Source organism: Paenibacillus sp. FSL M7-1455 (genome assembly GCF_038004655.1).
Classification (GTDB): Bacteria; Bacillota; Bacilli; order Paenibacillales; family Paenibacillaceae; genus Paenibacillus_AQ; species Paenibacillus_AQ cookii.
This window is the reverse complement of record NZ_JBBORO010000001.1, coordinates 3,286,907-3,312,715: the sequence shown is the minus strand read 5'-3', so window position 1 is coordinate 3,312,715 and position 25,809 is coordinate 3,286,907. Positions and strand designations below refer to the sequence as shown.

Below are 25,809 nucleotides of genomic sequence, written 5' to 3'. Positions count from 1 at the left end.
AGCGATCAGCCGGTCCGGGCGGATAATCATGTTTTCAAAGGGAAAGCGAATCGCTTTGGTCTAGGCATCTTGCGTTTGGCTGCCGATTTGTACCTGATTGCCGCCCAAGGCACCGGTACGAACAGCATTTTGTACAAAAACTTTGCGGCACTGAAAACCGCAACCATGGCGGATGCCGTCAGCTTCGACAACGAGGATTTGTACGACGTTAATTCATCGGTATCGTTTGGCAGCATGCTGGCCGGCCTCGGCTACAAAATCACCTTATGTCCTTATACCAACGTCAGCTACTGGAAAAGCGTCAAATCCCAGCTCGGGGCCAGCGTGGACCGCATTTATTTGCAGGTGTATGACGGCGGAGCGGGGAATGATCCGGCTTACTGGAACAGCCAAATGGGCATGACCGTCATGCCGGGACTCGACAGCAAAACGTCCGGCGGCGGCCATACCCCGGGCCAAGTCGCCTCCCGCATGGCCGAATGGAAGGCGCAAGCGGGCATTCACGGCGGATTCATCTGGTATTATGACGCGATTTTGAACAACCCAAGCGCCGGGTCGGCGGCCGATTATGCCGCTGCCATCAACAATGCGCTGTCTTCGCCTAATGCCGGGTCGTTGACGACCGGCGGAACGGTTGCGGCGAGTTCTTCCAACAGCCCGTCCGGGGAAGGGAAGGAAAAGGCGTTTGACGGCAGCAGCGCAACGAAATGGCTGATTTTCGCGAACTCCGGATGGATTCAGTATCAGTTCGGAAACAACGCTTCCCATGCAGCCGCAACGTATTCGATCACGTCCGCCAACGACTTTCCGTCAAGAGACCCGAAAAATTGGACGCTTCTCGGTTCCAACGACGGGACGAATTGGACGACGCTCGATACCCGTTCGAACGAAGCTTTCGCCAGCCGGTTTTTGACCAAAACCTATGCCATTAACCAGCCGTCCGCCTTCAAATATTACCGGCTCCACGTTACGGCGAACAACGGCGGGGCGGAGCTTCAAATCGCGGAAATCGGTTTGTATCCTTAAAATGCGCATACTCCGGCGTGACTGCTGCGGCAGCCCGCCGGATTTTTTATTGATGCTCGAACGTAGTTCGATATATTTGTTATATCTTATATTTACATATGGCCGCTTTTCTTTTATCATTAGTTCCATTATTGCATGTGTGCCGTTCCCGTTGTCAGAGTGCGGCCGCTCGCGCAATCGGCTTGGAGGTTAAGCGGAGTGGAGAAACGTTTGAAAAAAACGAATAGCAGGTATGTCATTCAATTGGCGACCATTTTTTTAGGTTTCATTATCTTTGGATTTTCGGAAAACATCAAAGGGCCGGCCATTCCCCGGATTCAGATCGACTTTATGCTGGACGAATCCCAGATCGGCACTTTGTTGTCGCTGAACGCGCTTGGATATTTGATCGCCTGTTCGTTTACCAATGCGTGGACGCGGTGGTGGGGGATTAAAATCGTCAGCAGCCTTTCCTTTGGCGCGATGATTCTTTCAGGCGTATTCATTTATTTGTCCCGCAGTTACCCGGCCTTTTCGGCTTCGTATTTCTTCATGTATATCGGCAACGGCATGCTTGAGATTGCGCTAGCCATTCTGGGGGCGAGAATTTTCGTGAAAAACACGGGAACGATGATGAATTTGGCTCACGGGTTTTATGGGCTTAGCTCGACCGTGGCGCCCATGATCGCAACCGGTTTCATGTCGGCGAGCCTTTTCGGCCATTCCCTTGATTGGCGCGGCATGTATCTCTTGATGCTGTCGCTTTCCGTTTTGCCGATGATATTCGCTTTGTGCGGGACGTTCCCCGGCGATCAGCTGTCCCACGAGGAGCGGGTTCCGTTAAAAACGCTGCTGCGGGACCGGGTGTTATGGTTCACGGTGCTCATCCTTTCGTTTGGCGTCGTCTCGGAGCTGGCGGTCGGCGGCTGGCTGGTCAATTTTCTTGAGAAGGCATACGGCTGGGAGCCGGTCAAAGCCTCGGGCATGCTGTCCGGATTCTTTTTGTGTTTTACGCTGGCCAGGCTGCTTTTGGGACCGGTTACCGATAAAATCGGCTTCACCTTATCTCTGGTTATTTTTCCGGCGTTTTCGGCCGTTTGCACGTTTGCGGCGATCGCGGGCGGGGAGTCTTTTGCGTTTTTGTTCGCCGCGGCGGGCATTGGGGTGGCGATGATTTATCCAACGGTGATGGCTTTTATCGCCAAGAGGTTTCCGGGAGGCAGCGATACTGCAATTACCTTTACCGTTACGCTGATGGGCGTCGGCAGCGTGATCGGCAATTACCTGATCGGAGGCGTGATCGAAGGCGCCAAAGCGATCTTCGGGGGCGAAACCGAAACCGGATTGTTGCGCGGTTTGCAGGCCGGATACGGGTTTATCGGGCTGTGCGCGGCCGTCTGCGCCGTTTGCAGCGTAGTTTTGTATCGATCTTTAAAGAAAAGAAACGAGCTGATTTAATGCAGGCAGTTGTCCCCGGGATTCCGGGGGCTTTTTTCGTACCGGCCCGTTCATGAGTGCCAAGCGTCTCTTTCCGCTAACAGGCGCAACAAGTCTATTGTCTATATAAGCATATGCTTATATAATGATGAAGTTCATCAATGAATCGAGGATGTGAGGAGATGCCAAAAAACGTGTCCGACGAAGGGGGCGGGATCGCCCAAATTCTGAAGCTGCTGGGTGATCCGACCCGGCTTACGATCATCAAACTGCTTCAACACAGGGAATGCTGCGTATGCGAGCTGGTCGAAATTTTTGAAGTGAGCCAGCCTGCGATCAGCCAGCATCTAAGGAAATTAAAGGACGCGGGGCTTTTAAAGGAAAGAAAGGCAGGGCAGTGGGTCCACTACGCTTGGAATCCCGAAAGCAGGCATCATGCTCTTATAGCGGACATCATGGACCATGTGCCGGCTCAAGACCAGGAATTCAAGGCGTTGGAAGATCAAGGGATCACGCCTAATTGTCGTTAATTGGAGGGTATACTTTTGCTATCAGTCATTCTAGCCGTCATCATTTTTCTCATCACGCTTACGTTTGTCATTTGGCAGCCCAAAAATCTGTCCATCGGCTGGTCGGCCTGCGGCGGGGCGGTTTTGGCGCTGCTTTTTGGCGTAGTCACGTTCGGGGACGTGTGGGACGTCACACAGATCGTCTGGAACGCGACGCTGACGTTTATCGCGATCATCATTATTTCGCTGGTTCTGGACAGCATCGGCTTTTTCGAATGGGCTGCGCTGCATATGGCGCGGGCCGCCCGCGGCAACGGCATTCGGATGTTCGTATACGTGACCGTTCTCGGAGCCGTCGTATCGGCATTTTTCGCCAACGACGGAGCGGCCCTGATCCTTACGCCGATCGTGCTTGCGATGGTCCGGGCGCTTCGTTTCGACGAAAAAAAAGTGTTTCCGTTTATCATCGCCTGCGGCTTCATTGCGGATACGACCTCGTTGCCGCTTGTCGTCAGCAATCTGGTCAATATCGTGTCGGCGGATTTTTTCGGAATCACGTTTATGGAATATGCCGGCCGCATGATCGTACCGGACCTGTTTGCGCTGGGCGCCAGCATGCTGGTGCTGTATTTGTTTTTCCGGAGAAGCATCCCCAAGAAGTATGATTTGGCTTACGTAAAAACGCCTTCCGACGCGATCAAGGATCCGGTGATGTTCCGATGGTCGTGGATCGTGCTCGGCGTGCTGCTCGTCGGTTATTTTGTCAGCGAATTTTTGGACATGCCGGTATGCATCATTGCGGGAATCATTGCGGTATTCTTTTTGCTGATGGCGCGGAAAAGCCCGATGGTTCCCGTAAAGGACGTCATCAAAGGGGCGCCGTGGGCCATCGTGTTTTTTTCGATCGGGATGTACGTCGTCGTTTACGGGCTAAGAAACGCCGGGTTGACCGATTGGCTTGCCGAATTGATCCGGGCGGCGGCCAACCAAGGCATGTTTGTCTCGACGATCTCGATGGGATTCTTATCGGCATTCCTGTCCTCGGTGATGAACAATTTGCCGACGGTCATGATCGACGCGTTGGCCATCCATGCGGTTCATGCCACGGACGCGGTCAAAGAAGCGTTGGTATACGCAAACGTCATCGGTTCGGATCTCGGACCGAAAATCACGCCGATCGGCTCGCTGGCTACGCTGCTATGGCTGCACGTGCTCGGCGCCAAAGGCGTTAAAATCTCTTGGGGGACCTACTTCAAAACGGGGATTATACTGACCATCCCGACGTTATTCATCACGCTTGTCGGGCTTTATTTGTGGTTGATGGCGGTTTAGCGGTCCAAACCATGACGGAAGCGGGCATCGGTATCTCGGGTCAAACCTCGAATGTTATCGATCCCGTACGTCTGAACGCTGGAAACATTCCCGCGGACGAAAAAAAGGCAGAAAGACATTTGGAATTTAATATTCCCTTGAAGGAATATTCCCGTTATGATACATTAAATTCAGAGAATGTAGCAAAGAAAGGAAGCGGGTTCAGTGAACAACACGAATGTATTCAGCGCACTGGCCGAACCCAACCGGTTTCAAATCGTGGAACTGCTCCGGCGCGGCCCCTTAACCGTCGGGGAGATCAGCGAACGTCTTGCCATTCGGCAGCCGCAAGCCTCGAAGCATCTCCGCGTACTTCTTGAAGCGGGGGTCGTCGAAGTCCATGCGGAAGCGAACCGCCGGTTTTACGGTTTGCGCCGGGAGCCCTTTCAAGAGATGGAGGATTGGCTGAAATCGATCACCGAGGTTTGGGAGGAACGGTTGGATCGGCTGGAGCAATATTTGCAGGTTATGAAAGAGAATCAGAAACAACGTCCCGAATAGGGAAAACCTGGGGCGATGGAGGATTGGGCTAACGGGGTGGAAACGGAGCACACCTACAGGACCGGGAAATCTTATTCAACCGTACTTTTGATGCGCCGCGCGAAATTGGTGTGGCAGGCATGGACGGAAACCGGGCATCTGGTTCGCTGGTGGGGGCCCTGTCACGTTGGCCGGTCGACTTCATTTTTTGAAAGGATGTAGGGAAATGCAGCATTTGCACGGTTCCGAACTTTCGGATGACCTTTTCGAACTCTTAAACGGCGAACATCTCGAACGGAAACAGCATGAAGCGATGTTTTTGATGACCGTAACCGAAGACGGATGGCCGCACAACGCCATGGTCAGCGTCGGCGAAATCGTCGCCCTGGATAAAAAAACGCTGCGGATCGCATTGTGGCCGGGAACGAACACGACCCAAAATTGCATCCGAAGCGGCAAAGCCGTTCTCGTCGCCGTCTATAAAGGCAAGGTGAATTACGTAAGGCTTTCGCTTCATCGCATCGGCATATTGGAAGGCGCTAAACATCCGTTGGAACGGTTTTCGGCCGCCGTCGAATCGTTTAAAGAGGATCAGGCCAAATATGCGGACATTACCTCGGGCATTCAAATCCGGTTGAAGCATGAAGGCGAAGTGCTCGAGCGTTGGAGCGAAACGGTAAAGGAAACCAAGCGTTAAGCGGGCCGTCCCGCAAGCGCCAAGGCATTCGACAGGGAAATTTGAACCACCCGCGCGAAAAATTCAAAAAACATATTTACCTTCAAACGATTTTTTTATATTATTAACGTAATATCTAATGAAGCGTCATATCAAATGCGATGAAGAGAAGAGTAGATAAGCCGATTCTTTCCCAGAGAGCTCCGTCCGCTGAAAAGGAGCAAAGAAGCGTTTATTGAACAAAGCCTCCGAGCAGCACATTGGAACCGCAAGCCGCGGGGATAGTGTGCCAGGTGCTCCTGTTACAGAGCTAGAGTATATGCATGGTTTGCATGCCGTACTTGAAGAGGCCAATATGGCGACATATTGGCGAATTTGGGGTGGTACCACGAGTGTTCAAATCTCGTCCCTAAGACTACGGTCTTGGGGGTGGGATTTTTTATTGTATCAAGCATTCATATAGGTCATGTACGCCATGTACGCGGCAAAGATGCATTGAATAGTTATTGAGTAAGGGAATTTCGCAACAATACGAGTCCGGTACACGGACGATCCAAACAAACCTGAAGCCAGATGACACAATCGAAAGGAATTGAAAACTTATGTCTGAAAAACTTAAAGCGGGTATTGTCGGAGGAACGGGAATGGTTGGCCAGCGTTTTGTGCAGCTGCTGGATCAACATCCTTGGTTTGAAGTGACTGCGATTGCGGCGAGCAAAAACTCGGCGGGCAAAACGTACGAGGAATCCGTGCAGGGCAGATGGAAAATGGCCGGTCCCATTCCGGAGCCGGTCAAAACCATCGTCGTGCAGGATGCATCGCAGGTGGAGGAATTCGCTTCGCAGGTCGATTTTATTTTCTGCGCGGTGGATATGAGCAAGGATCAAATCAAAGCGCTGGAGGAAGCCTACGCCAAGACGGGAACTCCGGTCATTTCCAACAACTCGGCCCATCGCTGGACGCCTGACGTTCCGATGGTCATTCCGGAGATCAACCCGGACCATATCGGCGTGATTGAAGCGCAAAGAAAACGTCTGGGCACCAAAACGGGGTTTATCGCGGTAAAACCGAACTGCTCCATTCAGAGCTACGTGCCGGCGCTTCATGCCTTGCTTGACTTCAAACCGGAAAAAGTGGTCGCATCGACGTATCAAGCCATCTCCGGCGCAGGCAAAAACTTTACCGATTGGCCGGAAATGCTCGACAACGTGATCCCTTACATCGGGGGCGAAGAGGAAAAAAGCGAGCAGGAGCCGCTGCGCATTTGGGGCAGCCTTCAAAACGGCGAAATCGTCAAGGCAAGCTCGCCGCTCATTACGACCCAATGTATCCGCGTTCCGGTCACGGACGGACATTTGGCCACCGTCTTCGTCTCCTTTGAAAACAAACCGTCCAAAGAGGAGATCATCACGCGCTGGCGCGAGTTCAAAGGCCGTCCGCAGGAGCTTGGCCTCCCGAGCGCGCCGCAGCAGTTCATCACGTATTTTGAAGAAGAAAACCGTCCGCAGACGAAGCCGGACCGCGACATCGAACGCGGCATGGGCGTTTCGGTGGGCAGATTGCGCGAGGATGCCATTTACGATTACAAATTCGTCGGCCTTTCGCACAACACGCTCCGCGGAGCGGCAGGCGGCGCCGTACTGATTGCCGAATTGCTGAAAGCGGAAGGATATATTCAGGCAAAATAATAGTCATAAAAAGCAGCAGGCATCCTGATTTCAGGGGCTTGCTGTTTTTTTTCACCGATGCTTTTTTGAACGGACATTCCACCGCAGGATCGCTTTCCACGGAGCGTCTTTCCCCATGGGCAAAAACGTTGAAGGTCATGTGGATGAACGGATGATGAACTATGGCAAAGGATGCGGCGCGAAACGCGCACGCTTTGACAAACCGCGGTCTTCCGCGGTTTTTTCCTTTTGCAAGCAGGGCGGCTGACGGAGTTTTTTCTAAATGACAACAAAAACATGACCCTAAACGGCAATTATTTATTGTAAAACGATAAATAGTATGCTAAATTCAAGTTGATAATCAATGAGTGAGGTGCTTTTTATGCAACGGGTGTCAACGCTTTTTTTGAAAATAGCCCTGTTTTTCATTGGAGTTCCGATCCTTGCCTTGTGCGTCTTTTTGGTGCCTGAGTTAGGGAAGCTTGCGGCGGAGTTGCTTCCGGAGTTCGCGCTTGTCAAATATCTGGTTTTCGCCGTCTTTTACGCGTCGGCCATTCCTTTTTACATTGCTTTGTACCAAGCCTTCAAGCTTTTGCAGTACATCGATCAAAGCAAGGCGTTCTCCGATTTGGCCGTCATGGCTCTGAAGAACATCAAACGCTGCGCCATCGCCATCAGTATTTTGCACGTGCTGGTCCTGCCGCTGTTTTATCTCTTTGCGGAGAAGGACGACGCCCCGGGCGTGATCTTCGTCGGCTTGGTGGTTCCTTTCGCTTCCATGGTCATTGCGGTGTTTGCGGCCGTGCTTCAAAAATTGCTCAAAGAAGCGATCGACATCAAATCTGAAAATGATTTAACGGTCTGAGGTGAAAACTATGGCAATCATCATCAATATTGACGTCATGCTGGCCAAAAGGAAAATGAGCGTCACGGAACTGTCGGAGAGGGTCGGGATCACGATGGCCAACCTTTCGATATTAAAAAACGGGAAGGCAAAAGCGATTCGTTTATCCACTTTGGAGGCGATTTGCAAGGCTTTGGACTGTCAGCCAGGAGATATTCTGGAATACCGGAGCGACGAAGACTCCCGTGATTCATCCAAAGGAGATTTTTAAACTCAAGCATGGGGGGGAAGGATTTTGAGAGCACTAAAGCAACTCGTCCGTTTCGGTTGGGAGCAGGCCCTTTCATGTTTGTTTCCCGTCGTTATTTTCGCCTCTTTGGCTCTAACGCAGATCATTCCGCTTCCCTTCCTGCCGCGGTATGACTGGCTGCTCATCATCTGTCTTTTGATGCAATGGTGGATGGTCCGCTCTGGGCTTGAAACGCGGGATGAACTGAAAGTCATCACCTTGTTCCACCTGATCGGCCTGGCCCTGGAGCTTTTTAAGGTACATATGGGCTCGTGGTCCTATCCGGAGGAAGGATATTTCAAAATTTACGGAGTGCCTTTGTACAGCGGATTCATGTACGCAAGCGTAGCGAGTTATCTTTGCCAGGCATGGAGAAGGCTGAAGGTCGAACTGGTCCGGTGGCCTCCGTTTATGGCGGTTGTATCCCTGGCGGCGGCGATATATTTGAATTTTTTCACCCACCATTATTGGATTGACGTACGTTGGTGGTTGTCGGGACTGGTCATCGTCGTCTTTTGGAAATCCTGGGTCGTTTACGAGGTCAATGGAACGCGGTACCGGATGCCGCTCGCGCTTTCCTTCGTGCTGATCGGATTTTTTATATGGATCGCCGAAAATATCGCCACGTTTTTTGGAGCTTGGAAATATCCGAATCAGGCCGAAGCGTGGAGTTTGGTCCATCTCGGGAAGGTGAGTTCATGGCTTTTGTTGGTGATCGTTAGTTTTTTGATCGTAGCGACGTTAAAGCAGGTGAAGGGGAATCAGCCCGCCGGGACGGATGCCGCGCCATTGTTGAAACGTCAAGGCCTTTCGTTTAAAAAGTCCGATTCTTGACATGTTCCAAGCGGGAGTACCCAGTTTCAGGAAGTTGTGATATGGTGGTAAAGGATCACAGCAAACATGAACATGGGGAGGATGCCAATTGAACCGAATGACCCTCGAAGTTCGCGGCAACGACGGGATCGTCAAGGCAGCCGGCTCGGATGACGGCCAAGCCCAACTCGTATATTCGGGTGCCTATCAGCCAGGGGACGAAATCATTTTACGAAGCGAATCGAAAAACGTTTATCTCATCCTTCAGCTTGACGATGCCATGGGGCCGGCTTTCGTCTATTTAGCGGAAACCGAATACCGCTTTGCCGTACCGTTTGGCGAAAAAAAGTTTTCCTATTCCCCGAAAGCCTTTGCGGGCGAATTGCATGTGTTGACCGTGCGATTGGGAACGGAAGATGAAATCGGCGCTTACAAGGATGTTGCGCTTAATGTGTACGACCAGCACGAAAACGTTGCGTGTTTCCCGCACGCTTGCGCCAACGTGGAAACGCGCGGCGAATCCGTGTTTGCCGCCCGAAACGTGATTAATGGCAACGGCGTGAACTTTTCGCACGGAAAGTGGCCGTTCGAATCCTGGGGAATCAACCAGCGTCCCGATGCGGAGCTTACCGTCCATTTTGGCAGGCTCGTCGAAATCGATAAGGTCGCGTTAACGATCCGGGCCGATTTCCCGCACGACAGTTATTGGGAGCGGGCTACGTTGGCATTTTCGGACGGAAGCCGGCATACGGCGGATTTGATCAAAACCCGCAAGAAGCAAACGATCGTTTTTGAGCCGCGCAACGTGGAGTGGGTCACGATAAAAGAACTGATAAAAGCAGATGATCCGTCCCCGTTCCCGGCGCTGAGCCAGATCGAGATATTCGGCCGCGAAGGGGCAAAACGCGAATAGCGATTATTGGCTTAGCGCATAGTAAAAGGCGTACCGATCAAGCAAGGAGGCCTTTTCGCATGAATGTTCAAAGGGCAAAAGAAATCGCTGCGTCACCCGTCATGGCAAACGTGCTGTGCGAAGGCACGCAGATCTACATCCAGCACGTCAACGAGCAAACGGAAACGGCCCGCATCTATCCGCTCGGCAATCCGGAAGAGGAACGGGAAGTGCCGTTATATTCGTTATCGGAGCAAGATGGAGCGTTGGGATAAAAACGCGATACCGACCTGCAATATCCCGGCGCGAAAAAGCGTGCCAAGAACCTTCAACGGTTCGGGGAAGTGCCCGGCGTCGGCCATAACTGCAATGAAATCCCCTGTCGGAGGAATCCGGCGGGGGATTTTTTTGATGCGTTGTTGTCGAATAAATTTAAAGTTAGAAAAGGAAATGGGCGGGTCGCGAAGAAATGAGTTATTTGGTTGTAGATGATTTGGCAAGGGATGACATCATTTCGATAAAAATGAGGTGCGACTTGGATATGGTACTGGACAGCAGAAAGTATTGGGTGGAGACGCTGTGCCGCATTGCGGACCCGGTTTTGAGTGCGCTTTCCGAAAAACGGTTGAAAACCGTGATGCCGATTAAAGGGGATCCTTCGCGGATTCGGTATATGCATTTGGAGGCGCTCGGCCGATTGCTGGCCGGCATGGCTCCTTGGCTTGAATCGGGCGCACGGTCTGGAGCGGAAGGGGAGCTGCGCGAGCGGTACGCGGCGTTGGCGCGGATGGCGATCGATGCGGGGACGGATCCGGATTCCCCGGATTACGTCAACTTGACCGAAGGCGAGCAGCCGCTGGTCGACATCGCGTTTCTGGCCCAGGCGATTCTGCGTGCGCCGAACGAGCTGTGGGATCAACTGGACGCCCGAGTCCGACGAAATGTGGCGCAAGCTTTGTATGCGATTCGGCGAGTCAGGCCTTTTTACAACAACTGGCTGCTGTTTGCGGCGACGGTGGAGGCATGTTTGTTCCGGATCGGCGAGCAGTGGGACCCGATGCGGATCGACTATGCGCTAAAGCAGCATGAACATTGGTACGTGGGCGACGGGCTGTATTCGGACGGGGAGGAGTTCGCATGGGACTATTACAACGGGTTCGTCATTCATCCGATGCTGCTTGATATTCTGGAAACGGTCGGCGATCGATACGGGGATTGGGCCGCCCGGAAGGAAATGGCCGTTCAGAGAACAAAACGGTATGCGGCGATCCAGGAAAGGTTGATTTCGCCGGAAGGGACGTTTCCTCCGATCGGCCGATCGCTGGCGTACCGTTTCGGCGCTTTTCAGCCGTTAAGCCATATGGCGCTCCGCGGCGAACTTCCCGACAAGCTTGCCCCGTCCCAAGTGCGCTGCGCATTGACGGCGGTCATGCGGCGAATGGCGGAAGCCCCGGGTTTTTATGACGAACAGGGGTGGCTGAACATCGGCTTTTGCGGCGACCAGCCGGAAATCGGCGAGTTATACATTTCGACCGGAAGTGTATATCTTTGTTCCCTGGTCTTTTTGCCGCTGGGGCTTCCGGCGGAGTCTCCGTTCTGGAGCGATCCGGACCAGGATTGGACCTCGCGCCGGGCATGGTCGGGACGTTCTTTTCCGATCGATAAAAGCTTGTAGGCGGCGGGAAAAGAGGAGGGAAATTCATGTATAACGAAACGATAACGATTCCTTTATTGCCTGGTGAATGCTGGTGGGGCGGGGCCGTTCAGGACGGGACGCATATGCCTTTCGGGGCACTGCCGCATCGGCGCGATCTGTCGGGGGACCTGGCGTACAATCAGGGGAATCCGCGGCTTCTTTCAAACAAAGGGAGGTATGTCTGGTCGGATGAGCCCTTCCGTTTTGCGTTGGCCAAAGGCCAATTAACCATTGAAGGGGAGAAGGGGTCATTGACGTTCGGAGCGGACGGAGGGAATTTGCGCGGCGCGTTCCTTCAGGCCTCCCGAAACCATTTCCCGCCATCCGGAACGTATCCGGACATGCAGTTTTTTAACGTTCCCCAGTATAACACCTGGATGGAAATGAGCTACGAGCCGACACAGGCGAAGGTGATAGCCTATGCGGAGGCGATCCTTGAACACGGGCTTCCGCCGGGGATTCTGATGATCGACGACAATTGGCATGAAGATTACGGAACGCTTGAATTCCACCCGGGCCGTTTCCCCGATCCGAGAGGCATGATCGACCGGCTCCATGAGCTCGGATTCCGCGTCATGCTGTGGGTTTGCCCCTTTATCAGCCCGGACGGCGAGGTGTTCCGCATGCTCCGGCAGCGGGGGTATTTGCTGCGGAATTCCGCAGGAAGCCCGATCGTCAGAGAATGGTGGAACGGGTACAGCGCCGTTTTGGACGGATCGCATCCCGAAGCCGTCGATTGGTTTACTGGCGAACTGGACCGGCTTATCCATAATTACGGAGTGGACGGTTTTAAATTGGACGCGGGAGATCCCCAATATTACCGTACCGATGATGTCAGCGCTCAGCCGATGACGCCGAACGGCCAATGCGAGGCTTGGGCCCGCATCGGATTGCGATATGCCTTCAACGAATACCGGGCTTGCTGGAAATGCGCAGGGCAGCCGTTGGTGCAGCGGCTCAGCGACAAAAACCACAGCTGGGGAAACGACGGCCTGGCCAGCTTGATTCCGAACGGTTTGGCGCAGGGACTTGCGGGTTATGCGTTTCATTGTCCGGACATGGTCGGCGGCGGGCAGTACGGGGACTTGATCCTGCCTGATTTTGAAGTCGATGCCGAGCTGTTCGTCCGTTACGCACAGTGTTCGGCGTTGTTCCCGATGATGCAATTTTCTACCGCGCCGTGGAGGGTGCTGGATGAGACGCATTTGGAGCATTGCATTCGAGCGGCGCATTTGCACTGCCGAATGGGAGAGGAAATCGCGGCTTTGGCCAAGTCCGCCGCAGCAACGGGTGAACCGATCATGAGGCATTTGGCCTATGTGTTTCCGGAAGAAGGATATGAGCAGGTAAGCGATCAATTTATGCTGGGGGACGATATTTTGGTGGCTCCGGTAGTCAAAAAGGGCGCGGTAACGCGTAAAATAGTCTTCCCGTCCGGAACGTGGCAGGGGGATGACGGCAGCATCGTAATCGGACCGTGCGAACGGGAAGTTGCCGCTCCGCTGTCGAGGCTTCCGTGGTACCGAAAGCAATAAAACGCCAAAAAAGCAGTCCAGCCGCTTGATCTTCAAGCGCTGGACTGCCGATTGATTATGCCCCGGTCTATAACTCCTTATAACCATGATAGAAGACATGGAGTCAATCATGGCACGACTATTTTGATCTGCTTCAGCGACGGCGGCCGGCCGCCCTAGTTTGTGATAAAAAAAGCCGGGCACTATAATAAAAAAGGTACGGGTCATAGAATCGGCCATCTTGGCGATCATAATCTCATATACATCACGCTAAAACGCAGGAGGCTATGCCATGTTAGGTGTCACGGTCAATCGATCGGACGAGCGTCGTTCGCTCGAAATGAAAGAAGTGGAAATTCCGCGCCCGGCTGCGGGCGAACTGCTGATCCAAGTGCATGCTGCAGCGGTCAACCGGACCGATATCGTTAACCGGCAGGGGAAGGCGGGTTATATGACCCATCCCATTTTAGGCGTTGAAGTCGCCGGAACGGTCGCAGAGGCAAGCGGCGATACCGGATTTAAAGCCGGCGACCGCGTCATGGGGTTGGTCAATGGGGGAGGTTATGCGGAATATGCCGTTATGCCCGCGGATCGGGCGATGAAAATTCCGGAATCCTTCACGTTCGCGGAAGCGGCCGCGATCCCGGAGGTGTTCCTGACGGCTTATCAAACGCTGTTTTGGATCGGAAAGCTCCGGGAGAACGAATCGGTATTAATTCATGCCGGCGCAAGCGGGGTGGGCACGGCGGCGATTCAACTCGCGAAAAAGCTGCGCAACGCCAAAGTCATCGTGACGGCCGGCAGCCGGCAAAAGCTTGATTTTTGCCAAAAGCTTGGTGCCGACGTCCTTATCAACTATAAAGAGCAAAACTTTGACGAGGAAGTGCTGAAGGCCACGGAGGGCCAAGGGGCCGATGTCATCCTTGATTTCGTCGGAGCGGATTACTGGACCCGGAATTTGAACAGCATCAAAAAAGGCGGCCGCTGGGTGCTGATCGGCATTTTGGGAGGCAGCACCGTCGAGAAGGTGGACTTGTTTCCGCTGATGTCCAAAATGATCGAGGTGACGGGAACGCTGCTGACGCCGCGGGACGACGATTACAAAGCCCGGTTGACGCGGGATTTTTACCAGGCGGTGCTGCCTTATTTCGAAAAAAGGGAGATTCTGCCCGTCGTCGATACGTCCTTTCCTTTGGAAGAAGCGGAGGAAGCGCACGAGCATATGCTGGGCAACCGGAATATCGGGAAAATCATCCTGGACGTGAAAACACGGTAAAGATCGGAACATGTTAAAAACAGGAGGACAGCCCCGTTAGCGCGGGTCATCCTCCTGTTTTTCTTTCGAATCTGAAGTTTGTTTACCTTAAGCCCGGTCTTTTTTGTCCTGAAGCAGCTCCAAAAACGCCCCTGCGGCCAACGACGGGGTCAGGGCCTTCGGGACCGCGATGCCGATCCGCCGGTCGGGCAAGGGAATTTCCGTGACAAGTTCCAGCAGGGAACCGTCCGCGATATCGGAAGCGACAAACGTTCGGGGCAAAAAAGCAACCCCGTACCCGCGCCTTGCAAACTCGGCCAGCATGTCCAAATTGGTTAACTCGAAATCGGCTTCCGCTTCAAATCCCTGCGATCGAAACCACCCTTCGATAAAAGAGCGGGTCGAACTGTCGGGAGATAACATCAACAAAGGAAGCTTGGTTAGCGTTGCCGCCGATAGAGGCTGCCGGGCCCAATCGGCAAAGGCGGTGCCTGCCACCGCGCAATACGGGGAGGCTTGGGTGGAATGGATCATGATCTCGTCGTCCGAAATCGGGAGATGGACGAACCCGAGATCGAGCGAACCGTTTTTCAGGCGCTCCAATATCCGGCTCGTTTTTTCCTGGGACATCTGGATTCGCACATGCGGATATCGGGCATGGTAAACGTCGAGCGACGGCAGGAGGAAATCCTTGATGATCGCTCCGTTTGCGCCGATGCGCAGCCTTCCTTCGCTGAAGCCCTTCAGCTTCTTCATGTGCCGCTCCGCGGAATCCAGTTCAGCAAAAGCCTGTCTCACGTGCAGGTACAAGGCATGGCCTTCCTGGGTCAGCCGCACGCCCTTCGACAGCCGGTCGAACAAAGCGACCCCGAGCGCTTCTTCCAGCTGCTTGATGGCGTAACTAACGGAAGGCTGCGTCATATGCAAGGTTTGAGCCGCTTTGGTAAGGTTGGAATGTTCGGCAGCATGAAGGAAGATGCGGTACCATTCGGTATTGATGACCATTTGATATCAATCCTCTCTATGTCAAACAGGGAAAATTGCAATTTCATTTATTTCAAATATAACGCTAAACTATATAAAAAGGAATCCCAACAACATGGAGGAATCGATATGGCAGGAAGCACGTTTGGAGAACGATTGAAAATGACCACGTTCGGAGAATCCCACGGGGAGGCGGTAGGCGTCATCGTGGAAGGCGTTACGCCGGGGGTCGAGCTGGACGAAGCATACATTCAGGTTCAGATGGACCGGAGAAAGCCGGGGCAATCCTCCGTTACGACGCCGCGCAAGGAATATGACAAAATCCGGATCGTATCCGGAATATTCGAGGGACGCACGACCGGCACGCCGCTGTGCATTTTGTTGAACAACACGGACATGCGCCCTTCGGCGTACGATGACATCAAATCCATGTACAGACCGGGACATGCGGATTTCACCTACGACAAAAAATACGGAATCCGCGACTACCGCGGCAGCGGCAGAGCTTCGGGCAGAGAAACGGCAGGCCGGGTGGCCGCTGGCGCCGTGGCGCGGAAATTGCTGGAACGTCGGGGCGTTTCGGTCGTGGCCTACACGACCGAGATCGGCGGCATCCAATGCGACGTTTTCGATGAAAGCGCCATTGAACGCAACGCGGTGCGCGCATGCGATCCGGCGGCGGCCGAACGCATGATCGAACTTATCGAACGGTTGTCGGCCGAAGGCGACAGCTGCGGCGGCATCGTCGAATGCCGCATTCGCGGCGTCGCGCCGGGACTCGGAGAGCCCGTGTTCGACAAGCTGGATGCGGAGCTGGCCAAAGCCATGCTGTCGATCGGGGCGATCAAAGGCATCGAATTCGGCGCCGGTTTTCAGGCGGCCGCGATGCGGGGCAGCGAACACAACGACCAGATGGACGCGAGCGGTTTCCTCACCAACAACGCGGGAGGCATCATCGGCGGCATCAGCACGGGGGAAGAGATCGTGTTCCGGGTGGCCGTCAAGCCGACGTCGTCGATCTCCGCTCCGCAGCGGACCGTGGACGTGGAAGGGAACGAAAGGGAGATTCAAACGATCGGCAGACATGATCCGTGCATCTGTCCGCGCGTCGTGCCGGTGATCGAGGCGATGGCATGCATGGTCGTCGAAGATCATTACAAACGTCAGGCAGCTCTGCTGGACGAATAGAAAGGGGGTCAGCCGACGGATTTTCGATCGGCTGGCCTTTTCCTTTTGCCATGCGCAAACACAGGAGGGGAAGGTTATGGACTTGATGCTGGCCAAAGTGGAAACGGAGAACGAAATCGCAACCGTGGCTGAAATGGCATCGCAAATTTGGTTCGAGTATTTCGTAAGCATTATCTCGAAGGAACAAATCGCATATATGGTGGAGAAATTCCAATCCGCTCCGGCCATGACGGAGCAAATCAAAAGGCAAGGATATGAATATTACGTCATGAAAGCAGAGAGCCGGAACGTCGGCTATTTGGCCGTCAGAGAGGATGAAGGCAAGCTGTTCCTGAGCAAATTCTACATCCGCAAGGAAGAGCGGGGAAAAGGATATGCCAGCCAAGCGATGGAACAACTGACCGGGCGCTGCAAAGAGCGAAAATTGGCCTCGATCTGGTTGACGGTCAACCGGCATAATCATTCGGCCATCGCCGTGTACAACAAAAAAGGCTTCGAAACCGTCAAGACCCAGGTAGCGGACATCGGGAACGGTTTTGTGATGGACGATTATGTCATGGAGAAAACGATCGGTTGATCCCAAAGTTGCAAAGAAAAAAGAGTCTCGATTGCCTAAGGCGGCGAACCGGGACTCTTTTTTTATGGATTTACAGAATCTTGTTCAAGCGCAGCAAGTATTCCCCTCGGTTCAAAGGATTTAACCGTCTGCGTTCATTTTCCGGATAAGCGGACCGGACTTCCGCGTATCCGCCCGGCTTCATCGACAGCAGGCCTTCGCCGTTGGTTAACGAGCTCAGCTCCGTCTGCAGCCGATCGGCCGTACGCACCGGAATGGTCCCGTTCAAACGGACCGCCGTCCCTTGAAGCTCCGGCTCATGAAATAAGCCTTCAAGCTGCGCAAGCCGCGTGATCACTTTACTTAAAGCGGCCTCCGGCACGACCAAGTGAACGGCGTTCACAGGTTCGAAAACGGCAGTCCCCGCTTTGGACAACGCGTCTATCAACACGAGCGGGGCCAATCTCCGGAAATCCTTGGCCGTAGATACCGGGCTGGCGTATCCGGTATGCGTCAAAGTAACGGCGATATCGGTGACGGGCCAACCGTACAAACCTTCTTTCAACGTTTCCTCAACCGTCTCCCGGATAGCCTTCTGAAAAGAAAGGGGAAGGGCCCCCAATTCAACCGCCAAGGAATAGGTGATCCCGCTGCCGGATGTTCCCGGCTCGACTTTGAAACCGACGGTGGCCCAAAAGAGATTGCCCGGATCCCCCATCATTTCCGCGGATTCCCCTACACCGGCCGGTTTTTCGATGCACAGCACTTTTGGCGGGGAAAAAGTCACCTGTATCCCGTATTGCTCCCGGATGGTCTCGGCCAGCACTTCCTGCTGAACCCTGCCGAATACCCGGACCGTATGCTCGTTGGCGTACTGATCGTGTTGGTATTCCAAATAAGGATCCTCGACGGTCAGCCTGCTGAGCGCCTGATGAAGCATCGCCGAATGTTCCTTTTTTTCGGCAAGTACCTGGACCTGGATCGGCGGTTTATGGAAGGCAAAGTCCTTGATTCGGTCGGAACGGAAGCCGATCACATCGCCTATGTGCAATTCGCTGCCGGGAAGCACGGCGATGTCCCCCGCTTCGATGCAGCCGGCCGCTGTTTTTTTTCCGGCTTGCAAGGCGTACAGCTGCTTGACCTTCAAGGATCGGATGTTCCCGGCCCTGGAAATGACCCGAACTTCATCCCGCAGCCGAAGCCGGCCCGCGAATAACCGGACGTAAGCAGCTTGTTCGTCGGACGAATCTTTGATCACTTTAAACACGAACCCCGACAGCGGCGGAAGGTCTTCGGCAGTTGAAAGCACGGCCGATCCGTTTGTCGGAATGAAATCGCCCAGACAGGACAGCAGCCGATCGACCCCAATGCCTTTGGCCGCAGAACCGGCGAATAAAGGATAGGCTTTTCCTGCCTTGGTTTGCCGGATCAATTCTTCATACAGCCTGTCTGCCGAAACCGGGATGTCCTCCGCATACATCCGCAGCAGCTCGTCGTCCTGAAGGGCCAGCGTTTCCAGCCATCCTGCGGATACCGGATCCGCAGGGAGAACTCCGGCGTTTTCGCATCCTTCGTTTTCCGTGACCGTCATGTCGCAGATATGGGGATCCAACAGGTTTTGGATCCGGGTCCGCACTTGCCCATAATTCGCGCCCCGGCGGTCGATTTTGTTCATGAATAAGAGCGTCGGTATGCGCTGCTCTTTTAACGTTTGCATGAGTACCCTCGTCTGCGCCTGAACGCCCTCCACCGCGGAGATGACGAGTATGACCCCATCCAGCACGCTTAAAGCATGCTCGACTTCCGAAATAAAATCGGCGTGCCCCGGCGTATCGATCAAATTGACTTTCAAGCCGTCCACATCAAAAGATACCGCTGCGGATTTGACCGTAATCCCTCTTCTCCGTTCGATTTCCAGCGAATCGGTCGTCGTATCGCCCTGGTCGACGGACCCGGCGCGCTCCTTGACCCCCGTTTGGTACAGGATCTGCTCCGTCAGCGTCGTTTTGCCGGCGTCAACATGGGCCAACACCCCAATATTGATGATTTTCATATCGTTTAAACCTCGATTTCCTCATGTTAAATGGTCCTTTCGAATGAGTTGAATTTTTGAGTTGCCGCATTGACAATCGCCTCCGTTTGTTTTATTGCTCCTTATTTTACCCGTGATGGCCGGGCGGTGAGGGGGAGAAATCGATTATAGATGTTTTTTACCGCGGGCATGGCTTACAAGGCTGTAAGGTTGGCGTAAGCCAAATCAATAGGGAAAACCGGCAGGATCTTTTATACTAGGGCTCAGAATCATTCGGATCGTCTTGCCCATGGTTGCCTCAACATCCATTTTTGCAAGGCGAGATTCATATTTTTTGACATGAAGGTGACTACGATGGAAGAGAAACAGGAAAAAGAGATATGGTTGAACGTCCTTTTGGTCGTCATGGTATTAGGCTGCCTGTCGCTGGCTATTGGTCATATGATGGATTGGTCCATGCACCTTGGGGAGCGATTATTCGCTTTCGTCGGCCGCGTTCTGGAGCGTATCGCGATTTGATGTGCGGTTTTTTGCCGTCGGAAGCACCGAGCGGGAACGTTACATTCCAATCGACAGACCTGCGCAGGCGGTTCCTCTCGAAAGAGAGGTCCAGCCTTTTTCCGTATGTATGAGTTTTTCCCCATACCAATCTATCAAATCCGGCATAAATTGATAGGGACGCTGGAAAAAGCCGGATTGGATCGGCTTTTTTCTATCCTTATTTTGGATTGAAGGGAGACAAAGGTCATGGGCAGAAAATCAATACAAGAACTGCAGGCGGGTTATGCGGACCATTCGTTTACGCCCCTGGAAATAACGAAACATTATTTGAAACGAATCAAATGCATGGACCCCGAACTGAACACCTATATCACGGTGGCGAAGCAAAGAGCGGTCAAAGAGGCGCGGATGGCCGAGGCCAAAGAAAACGCGGGCGAACAGACGGGGCTGCTCTACGGCATTCCGCTTTCGTATAAAGACAACATTGACACCAAAGGCATCCGCACGACTTACGGATCTTCGATCGATGCGAATCATGTTCCCGATAAAAACGCGGCAATCGTTCAGCGGCTTTACCGGGAGGATTCCATTCTCCTCGGAAAAAACAATATGCATGAATACGCCCTGGGCGTAACCTCCAACAATCCCCACTACGGTCCCGTCCATAATCCATGGAATCCGGAATACACGCCCGGGGGTTCGAGCGGCGGATCGGGTGCGGCCGTGGCCGCCGACTTGGCGGTTGCCTCGGTCGGAACGGATACCGGCGGTTCCGTGCGGATTCCGGCTGCATCATGCGGGGTCGTCGGATTGAAACCGACGTATGGCAAGGTTCCCGCCAAGGGAGTCTTTAACGTTTCATGGACGCTGGATCATGTAGGTCCGCTGACCGCCAATATGACGGATATGGCCATCCTTGCGGGGGCCATGGCAAAGCAGTCTTATCTGCCGTACCTTAAGCAGGATATCCGGGGACTTCGGATCGGCGTGCCCACAAGTTATTTCAACGAGCATATCGAAGCCGAAACGTATGCGCTGTATGTTAAATCCCTGGAAGCGCTGGAGGCGCTTGGCGCAATCCTGATCGATACGGACGTGTCGTTTGTTGCGGGCAACGCCGACGTCTCGCTCACGATCGCGGCGTCCGAAGCAGGATACGTCCACAAATCCAGGATGGAATGCTGCCTGTCGCAGTACGGGGCTGACGCGAGAGCTTTCCTTGAATCTTCGCGGGATATCACCGCGCTTCAATATATTGAAGCGCTGAAGATGAAGGAATTCTACATGAAGAAATTCGATCAACTGTTCAGGGAAAACATCGATGTGCTCGCCACGCCGACCATACCGATTCCGGCAAGAAAAATCGGCGTGGACGAGGTCCAGATCGGGTCGTACAAGGAAAGCATTTTTGATGCCATGACCCGCTACACCGGCATATTCAATATGGCGGAGCTGCCTGCCCTGTCCATCCCGAACGGTCTGACGAGCGAAGGACTTCCGGTAGGGCTTCAGCTGGTCGCCGCGCGCTGCAGGGAAGATTTGCTGATTCGTGCCGGGTATGCGTACGAGCAGGATCAGCTGCAGGATTTTTACCGGCTGCGCGACGAAATATGCGCCGGATATTAAAAGCACAAAACGAAAAAACCACATCTGACGACGGTTTCAACCGGCATCCGGACGCCTTGGGGCGCGCCGGATGCTTTTTTAGTTCCAGCACTCGCACGTAGTACATGGCGAATCATAGCCGTCGCCGGGGCAGCCTGAACAGAGAAAAAAACGCAATATGTATTTTCTCAAGTCCGGAGGAACATACTAACCGAAAACCAGATTTTTTCCTATGCGTTAACGAATGATTTCCCGGGAGGCGTGAACATGAACAACGATAGCGAATCTGCAATTTCGCCGCGATTGACGGAAAATCTCGATCGGATCAAAGCGTTGTACGCAGATAGTTATGATGTCGTATTTCACCATCTCCAATGCGGAGAGAAAGCAGCGGCCGTCATCTATTTGACGGGCTTGACCGACAGCGATCAACTGAATCAGTTTGTTCTGGAGCCGGCGCTGCAAAAGATGAAGGACCAAGAGGGGGGACTTGGCGCATTATGCGAATGTTTGCCCGTATCGTCGTTCGCCAAGACAGCAACGTTTGATCAACTGATCATGGAGATTGGAAACGGAAATCCGGTGCTGTTGATGGAAGATGAGGATCAAGCGCTCTCGTTTTCATTGGCCAAGTGGGAAAAACGGTCCATCACCGAACCGGAGGCCGAACCCGTCGTACGGGGCCCGCGCGAAGGTTTCGTCGAGACGCTGATCGACAATGTTTCCCTGATTCGCCGAAAGCTGAAAACGCCGGCGCTGAAGATGAAATCGATGCGGATCGGGCGTTATTCCCAAACGGAGGTCGTGATCGCTTACCTGAACGATATCGTCGATCCGGAGCTGATTAAGGAAATCGAAGCCAGACTTGGACGAATCGACGTCGACGGAATATTGGAGAGCGGGAACATTGAGGAACTCATTGAAGACAATCCGTATTCGCCGTTTCCCCAAATGCAGACGACCGAACGTCCGGATGTCGTGGCAGCCAATCTGCTTGAAGGAAGGGCGGCGGTCCTGGTTGAAGGGACTCCGATCGTCCTCGTCATGCCGACGTCGATCTTTACGTTTTTGCATTCGCCCGAAGATTACTACCAACGTTATTATATCGGCTCCGCGATCCGGTGGCTCCGTTATCTGTTTTCCCTTATTGCTTTAATCGGCCCTTCTTTTTATGTGGCCGTCGTCACGTTTCATCAGGAAATGATTCCGACCAAGCTGCTGTTGAACATGACGAAATCGCGGGAACAAATTCCTTTTCCGGCGCTTGTCGAAGCCCTGCTGATGGAGATTATGTTCGAAGCGCTCCGTGAAGCGGGAGTGAGGCTGCCCAAACAGATGGGTGCGGCGGTCAGCATCGTGGGGGCGCTCGTCATCGGACAAGCTGCGATTGCGGCGGGCCTCGTTTCTTCCCCGATGGTGATGGTCGTTGCAATCACCGGCATTGCCTCCTTTTTGATTCCGCATTTCACCCTCGGCATAACCATCCGGCTGCTGAGATTTCCGATGATGCTCTTGGCAGGAACGCTCGGCTTTTTTGGCTTGATGATGGGATTTGCGCTTATTTTGACTCATCTCTTCTCGCTGCGGTCGTTTGGGGTGCCGTATACTTCGTTCGCCACCGTCACCCATTGGAACCAGTTGAAGGATGTCAGCGTCCGGGCACCGTTTTGGAAAATGAACAGAAGACCGAAAACGGGATTCTGGAACCGGTACCGGCAGGGCTCCCATCAACGTCCGGGTCCCCCCGATGGAGGGAACAAAACATGAGGCTGCTCCGAAAATTCGGCATGGCCTGCCTTTTGCTCTGCATGCTGCCTCTGATCGGAGGGTGTTGGGACCGGACGGAAGTCAACGATCTTGGACTGATTATGGCGGCAGGGCTGGATCTCGCCGAAAATGGAAACGTGGAACTTTCCGTGCAGGTTTTTACGCCCAACCAATCTAGCGGCGAAGGGGGAAGCAACAGCTTAATGGGCGGAGGCTCGGGAGGAAACAACTCGATTATCGTGCAAAGCGCCACAGGAACCGATTTTGCCGATGCGGCGGCCAAGCTGCAGGAACAGATGACGCGAAAGGTTTTTTGGGGACACGGCGAGGTGTTTATTTTTGGCGAGAAACTTGCGCGCCAAGGCATCCTGAATCAAATGGATTTTATTTTCCGCCACCTGCAGCCGCGCGAGCGCGCTTACGTTTTCGTGAGCAAGGGGGATGCCAAAGAAATTTTGAAAATCATTCCGAAGGTCGAAAGGGATGTTGCGGAGACGCTGCGCGAGATGGCCATTTTGCCGTTCGGAATGGGCGTTTCGCTTAAAGATTTGAGCGAGATGCTTACGGGAAGATCCAAAGCGGCCGTCGTTCCGCTGGTGGATAAAAAAGAGGAACCCGAAGGAAACACCTTTCCATACATCACCGGAGCGGCCGTGATTAAGGATGGGAAACTGACGGGAACATTCGGCGACAAGGTCAAACGCGAAACGCTGCTGATCCGGAACAAACTGAAGAGGACCAACGTCACTTTTCCCGTTAGCGGCAACCGGGGGAAGGATGAAGGCATGATGACCGCGCAGATCGTTAAAGGCCGAACGGCCCTCATTCCCGTAATCCGCGGTCGTTCATGGAGCATCATCGTCCGTTTTGACGGGGAAGCAAGCATCCTGCAAAACGAAACCCGCGTCAACGTGACGAAACCGCAGGAGCTGCGCGGCGTGGAAGAGCAACTGAACAAGGAAATCGAAAAACGGGTGGCAGAAACGTTCCGGCTCATTCAAAGGGAAACGGGTGCCGACATATTCGGAGCTTCGGACGCTTTTTGGCGGAAATATCCCAAGGTATGGCTGAAGGAGCAGCGGCGCTGGGATGAAATTTTTCCTAACGTCAACGTTCGCACCGAATCCCGAGTCAAAATTCTATCGCCGGGATTTTCCGGAAAAAGTTATAAAGAAGGGGGAACTCGATGATTATTCTAAAAAACTTGGGGGTTACCCTGCTGGTTTTGCTGATGTTTTTTTACGAATATCCGAGATTTCGCCCCGAAAACAAGAAAGAAAAGGCGGCTTTTACGGTATTGGCCTCGGCCGGGTGGGCATTGGCGATTGCTTTGATGTGGTTCCCCCGCCTTCCCGGTCCGACCGAATTCATCAATTACGTGACGAAGCCGATCTGGAACATCTTTTATCCAGAAGGATAGGAGGGGACGGAAACGATGGAGAAGGAAAAAATCTCGAACATCCAATTGGGTTTGATGATGTATTTGATGATCGGCGGCACCTCGATTCTCGTCGTACCGTCATTCACGGCCATGTATGCGAAACAGGATATGTGGTTGTCGCCTATCATCGGCTCGGTGTTTGGTTTCCTATGCGTGGGGCTTGCGTGGATCATGAACCGGTATTATCCGGGGGAAACGATCATCTGCCATTTGAACCGCGTGTTTGGCAAGTGGCTCGGGAGCGTGCTCGGATTCATGCTCCTGTTTTTCCAGATCGATGCGATCGGATTGATTACGAGGGAATATGCCGAGTTTATCGTGCAGGCTTTTCTCTCGCAGACGCCGCTGACCGTGATCATCGGCTCCATCGTGGCCACGTCCTCGTTTGCCGTGCGTTCGGGCGTGGAAGTCATCGGGAGGTTTGCGATGATTTTTGCGCCGATATTCTTTTTGTTCGTCGCGGCCATTTTTTTGTTCCTTCTGCCCGAGTACAACGTTTTGAACATGCTTCCGGTCTTCGGAATGGGGGTGCTCCCTTCGCTGAAAGGCTCCTTGGAGCCTGCGGTCTGGTTTATGGAATTTTTGCTGATCACGTCTTTTTATCCGTCGGTCCGGAAGGGGGACAAAGGGGTTAAAGGAGGGCTATTCGCCGTAATTCTCATGATGCTAACGATGGTGATCACCAACTTTACCTGCCTGTTTTTGTTCGGGGAAACTACGGCTAATTTGACGTTTCCTTTTCTGTCGGCTTCCCGGTATATCAGCATTTCCGACTTTTTCTCGCACGTGGAAGCAATCGTGATGGCCTTGTGGATTCTCGGCGGTTTCGTGCAAATTTCGATGTGGTATTACTCGTTGTCCCTGAATCTTGCCGAGTGGCTAAACATCAAGGATTATCGTCCGCTTGTTTTTCCGGTCGGTCTGCTGATCTCGGTGTTTAGCATATGGGTCGCAAAAAACTTCCAGCAAATGCTCCACTATTTCCCTACGGGAGGGACAGGTTCGTCGGTGATCGTGCTCGTCCTGGTTCCGCTTCTCCTTGTGGCTGTCGCATGGCTGCGGCGGAAAATATCTTCCTGAATTCTTGCGGGCGGACAAGGGGAGGAAGCATAGCTTATACCGTTTAGTCATGTTTAACGAAAAGCCGCTTTCCAGCGGCTTTTTATTTTTTGTCTTTTAGGGGTTTCTTTGGATTGCCGGCTTGGGTTACCATAAAAATACGAACCGGAGCGGCTAAAGGCTGCAGCATTTGAAGTTCGGACTTTTTCATATTGAAGGGGAACCCGC

Annotated in this window: 25 protein-coding genes and 1 other annotated feature; of the genes, 23 read left to right on the top strand and 2 right to left on the bottom strand. The window is 53.3% G+C overall.

From position 1 onward, the window contains the following. The first annotated feature begins 75 nt into the window (after window positions 1-75). The 15 genes from NYE48_RS15285 (at window position 76) to NYE48_RS15215 (ending at window position 14,469) form a co-directional block, all read left to right on the top strand. Complete coding sequence (locus tag NYE48_RS15285; RefSeq protein WP_340999272.1) at window positions 76-1,026, top strand: discoidin domain-containing protein; 951 nt, start codon at window positions 76-78, stop codon at window positions 1,024-1,026. Between the two features lie 198 nt (window positions 1,027-1,224). Then, entirely contained in the window at window positions 1,225-2,463 is a 1,239-nt protein-coding gene (locus NYE48_RS15280; protein ID WP_340999271.1) for an MFS transporter, read from the top strand. 161 nt (window positions 2,464-2,624) lie between these two features. After that, window positions 2,625-2,972: an ArsR/SmtB family transcription factor gene (locus NYE48_RS15275; RefSeq protein ID WP_340999270.1), complete on the top strand. Its 348-nt coding sequence runs from the start codon at window positions 2,625-2,627 to the stop codon at window positions 2,970-2,972. Window positions 2,973-2,987: 15 nt separating this feature from the next. Next, window positions 2,988-4,283 carry an arsenic transporter gene (locus tag NYE48_RS15270; protein ID WP_036713991.1) on the top strand — a complete coding sequence of 432 codons (1,296 nt, stop codon included), beginning with the start codon at window positions 2,988-2,990 and terminating at the stop codon, window positions 4,281-4,283. A gap of 204 nt (window positions 4,284-4,487) precedes the next feature. After that, window positions 4,488-4,823, top strand: a complete 336-nt coding sequence (locus tag NYE48_RS15265; protein ID WP_339324586.1) for an ArsR/SmtB family transcription factor — start codon at window positions 4,488-4,490, stop codon at window positions 4,821-4,823. Between the two features lie 205 nt (window positions 4,824-5,028). After that, window positions 5,029-5,499 carry a pyridoxamine 5'-phosphate oxidase family protein gene (locus tag NYE48_RS15260; RefSeq protein WP_340999269.1) on the top strand — a complete coding sequence of 157 codons (471 nt, stop codon included), beginning with the start codon at window positions 5,029-5,031 and terminating at the stop codon, window positions 5,497-5,499. Window positions 5,500-5,630: 131 nt separating this feature from the next. After that, window positions 5,631-5,892 (top strand) — a binding site (T-box leader). 188 nt (window positions 5,893-6,080) lie between these two features. Then, on the top strand, window positions 6,081-7,166 hold the full coding sequence (asd, locus tag NYE48_RS15255) for an aspartate-semialdehyde dehydrogenase (protein ID WP_340999268.1): 1,086 nt from the start codon (window positions 6,081-6,083) through the stop codon (window positions 7,164-7,166). 361 nt (window positions 7,167-7,527) lie between these two features. Further along, window positions 7,528-8,010, top strand: coding sequence for a DUF2975 domain-containing protein (locus NYE48_RS15250; RefSeq protein ID WP_340999267.1), 483 nt, complete (start codon window positions 7,528-7,530; stop codon window positions 8,008-8,010). A 10-nt stretch (window positions 8,011-8,020) separates the two neighbouring features. Continuing rightward, the gene (locus NYE48_RS15245; RefSeq protein ID WP_036713996.1) at window positions 8,021-8,260 is read left to right on the top strand and encodes a helix-turn-helix domain-containing protein; all 240 of its coding nucleotides are present in this window, start codon (window positions 8,021-8,023) and stop codon (window positions 8,258-8,260) included. Between the two features lie 24 nt (window positions 8,261-8,284). Next, entirely contained in the window at window positions 8,285-9,112 is an 828-nt protein-coding gene (locus NYE48_RS15240; RefSeq protein WP_340999266.1) for a DUF817 domain-containing protein, read from the top strand. A gap of 97 nt (window positions 9,113-9,209) precedes the next feature. Next, window positions 9,210-10,004, top strand: coding sequence for a carbohydrate-binding protein (locus tag NYE48_RS15235; RefSeq protein ID WP_341000671.1), 795 nt, complete (start codon window positions 9,210-9,212; stop codon window positions 10,002-10,004). Window positions 10,005-10,063: 59 nt separating this feature from the next. Further along, a complete protein-coding gene (locus NYE48_RS15230; protein WP_212950699.1) occupies window positions 10,064-10,258 on the top strand; it encodes a small acid-soluble spore protein H in 195 nt (64 codons plus the stop codon). A 266-nt stretch (window positions 10,259-10,524) separates the two neighbouring features. Then, the gene (locus NYE48_RS15225; protein WP_341000670.1) at window positions 10,525-11,658 is read left to right on the top strand and encodes a DUF2264 domain-containing protein; all 1,134 of its coding nucleotides are present in this window, start codon (window positions 10,525-10,527) and stop codon (window positions 11,656-11,658) included. 26 nt (window positions 11,659-11,684) lie between these two features. After that, complete coding sequence (locus NYE48_RS15220; RefSeq protein ID WP_340999265.1) at window positions 11,685-13,214, top strand: glycoside hydrolase family 31 protein; 1,530 nt, start codon at window positions 11,685-11,687, stop codon at window positions 13,212-13,214. A 271-nt stretch (window positions 13,215-13,485) separates the two neighbouring features. Next, window positions 13,486-14,469 carry an NAD(P)H-quinone oxidoreductase gene (locus tag NYE48_RS15215; RefSeq protein WP_340999264.1) on the top strand — a complete coding sequence of 328 codons (984 nt, stop codon included), beginning with the start codon at window positions 13,486-13,488 and terminating at the stop codon, window positions 14,467-14,469. Window positions 14,470-14,556: 87 nt separating this feature from the next. On the opposite strand, the gene NYE48_RS15210 is transcribed toward NYE48_RS15215, so the two are convergent. Continuing rightward, a complete protein-coding gene (locus NYE48_RS15210; RefSeq protein ID WP_036714002.1) occupies window positions 14,557-15,453 on the bottom strand; it encodes a LysR family transcriptional regulator in 897 nt (298 codons plus the stop codon). 108 nt (window positions 15,454-15,561) lie between these two features. Here NYE48_RS15210 and aroC point away from each other — a divergent pair, with 108 nt between their 5' ends. Together aroC and NYE48_RS15200 are read left to right on the top strand one after the other, a co-directional pair. After that, window positions 15,562-16,620 (top strand): chorismate synthase, encoded by a 1,059-nt coding sequence (gene aroC, locus NYE48_RS15205; protein WP_212950705.1) that lies wholly within the window; start codon window positions 15,562-15,564, stop codon window positions 16,618-16,620. A gap of 76 nt (window positions 16,621-16,696) precedes the next feature. After that, a complete protein-coding gene (locus NYE48_RS15200) occupies window positions 16,697-17,197 on the top strand; it encodes a GNAT family N-acetyltransferase (protein WP_036714003.1) in 501 nt (166 codons plus the stop codon). A gap of 70 nt (window positions 17,198-17,267) precedes the next feature. Here NYE48_RS15200 and NYE48_RS15195 read toward each other — a convergent pair whose 3' ends face one another. Then, on the bottom strand, window positions 17,268-19,229 hold the full coding sequence (locus NYE48_RS15195) for a translation factor GTPase family protein (RefSeq protein WP_340999263.1): 1,962 nt from the start codon (window positions 19,227-19,229) through the stop codon (window positions 17,268-17,270). A 333-nt stretch (window positions 19,230-19,562) separates the two neighbouring features. On the opposite strand from NYE48_RS15195, the gene NYE48_RS15190 reads away from it, so the two are divergent. From NYE48_RS15190 to NYE48_RS15165, 6 genes are all read left to right on the top strand, one after another. Beyond that, the gene (locus tag NYE48_RS15190) at window positions 19,563-19,727 is read left to right on the top strand and encodes a hypothetical protein (RefSeq protein WP_340999262.1); all 165 of its coding nucleotides are present in this window, start codon (window positions 19,563-19,565) and stop codon (window positions 19,725-19,727) included. 228 nt (window positions 19,728-19,955) lie between these two features. Next, complete coding sequence (locus NYE48_RS15185; protein WP_340999261.1) at window positions 19,956-21,335, top strand: amidase; 1,380 nt, start codon at window positions 19,956-19,958, stop codon at window positions 21,333-21,335. Between the two features lie 246 nt (window positions 21,336-21,581). Next, window positions 21,582-23,081, top strand: coding sequence for a spore germination protein (locus NYE48_RS15180; RefSeq protein ID WP_340999260.1), 1,500 nt, complete (start codon window positions 21,582-21,584; stop codon window positions 23,079-23,081). Beyond that, window positions 23,078-24,271, top strand: a complete 1,194-nt coding sequence (locus NYE48_RS15175) for a Ger(x)C family spore germination protein (RefSeq protein WP_340999259.1) — start codon at window positions 23,078-23,080, stop codon at window positions 24,269-24,271. Before NYE48_RS15180 ends, NYE48_RS15175 begins: the two co-directional genes overlap by 4 nt. Next, window positions 24,268-24,501 (top strand): hypothetical protein, encoded by a 234-nt coding sequence (locus NYE48_RS15170; protein WP_340999258.1) that lies wholly within the window; start codon window positions 24,268-24,270, stop codon window positions 24,499-24,501. Before NYE48_RS15175 ends, NYE48_RS15170 begins: the two co-directional genes overlap by 4 nt. A gap of 15 nt (window positions 24,502-24,516) precedes the next feature. Next, entirely contained in the window at window positions 24,517-25,602 is a 1,086-nt protein-coding gene (locus tag NYE48_RS15165) for a GerAB/ArcD/ProY family transporter (RefSeq protein ID WP_340999257.1), read from the top strand. Window positions 25,603-25,809 lie beyond the last annotated feature (207 nt).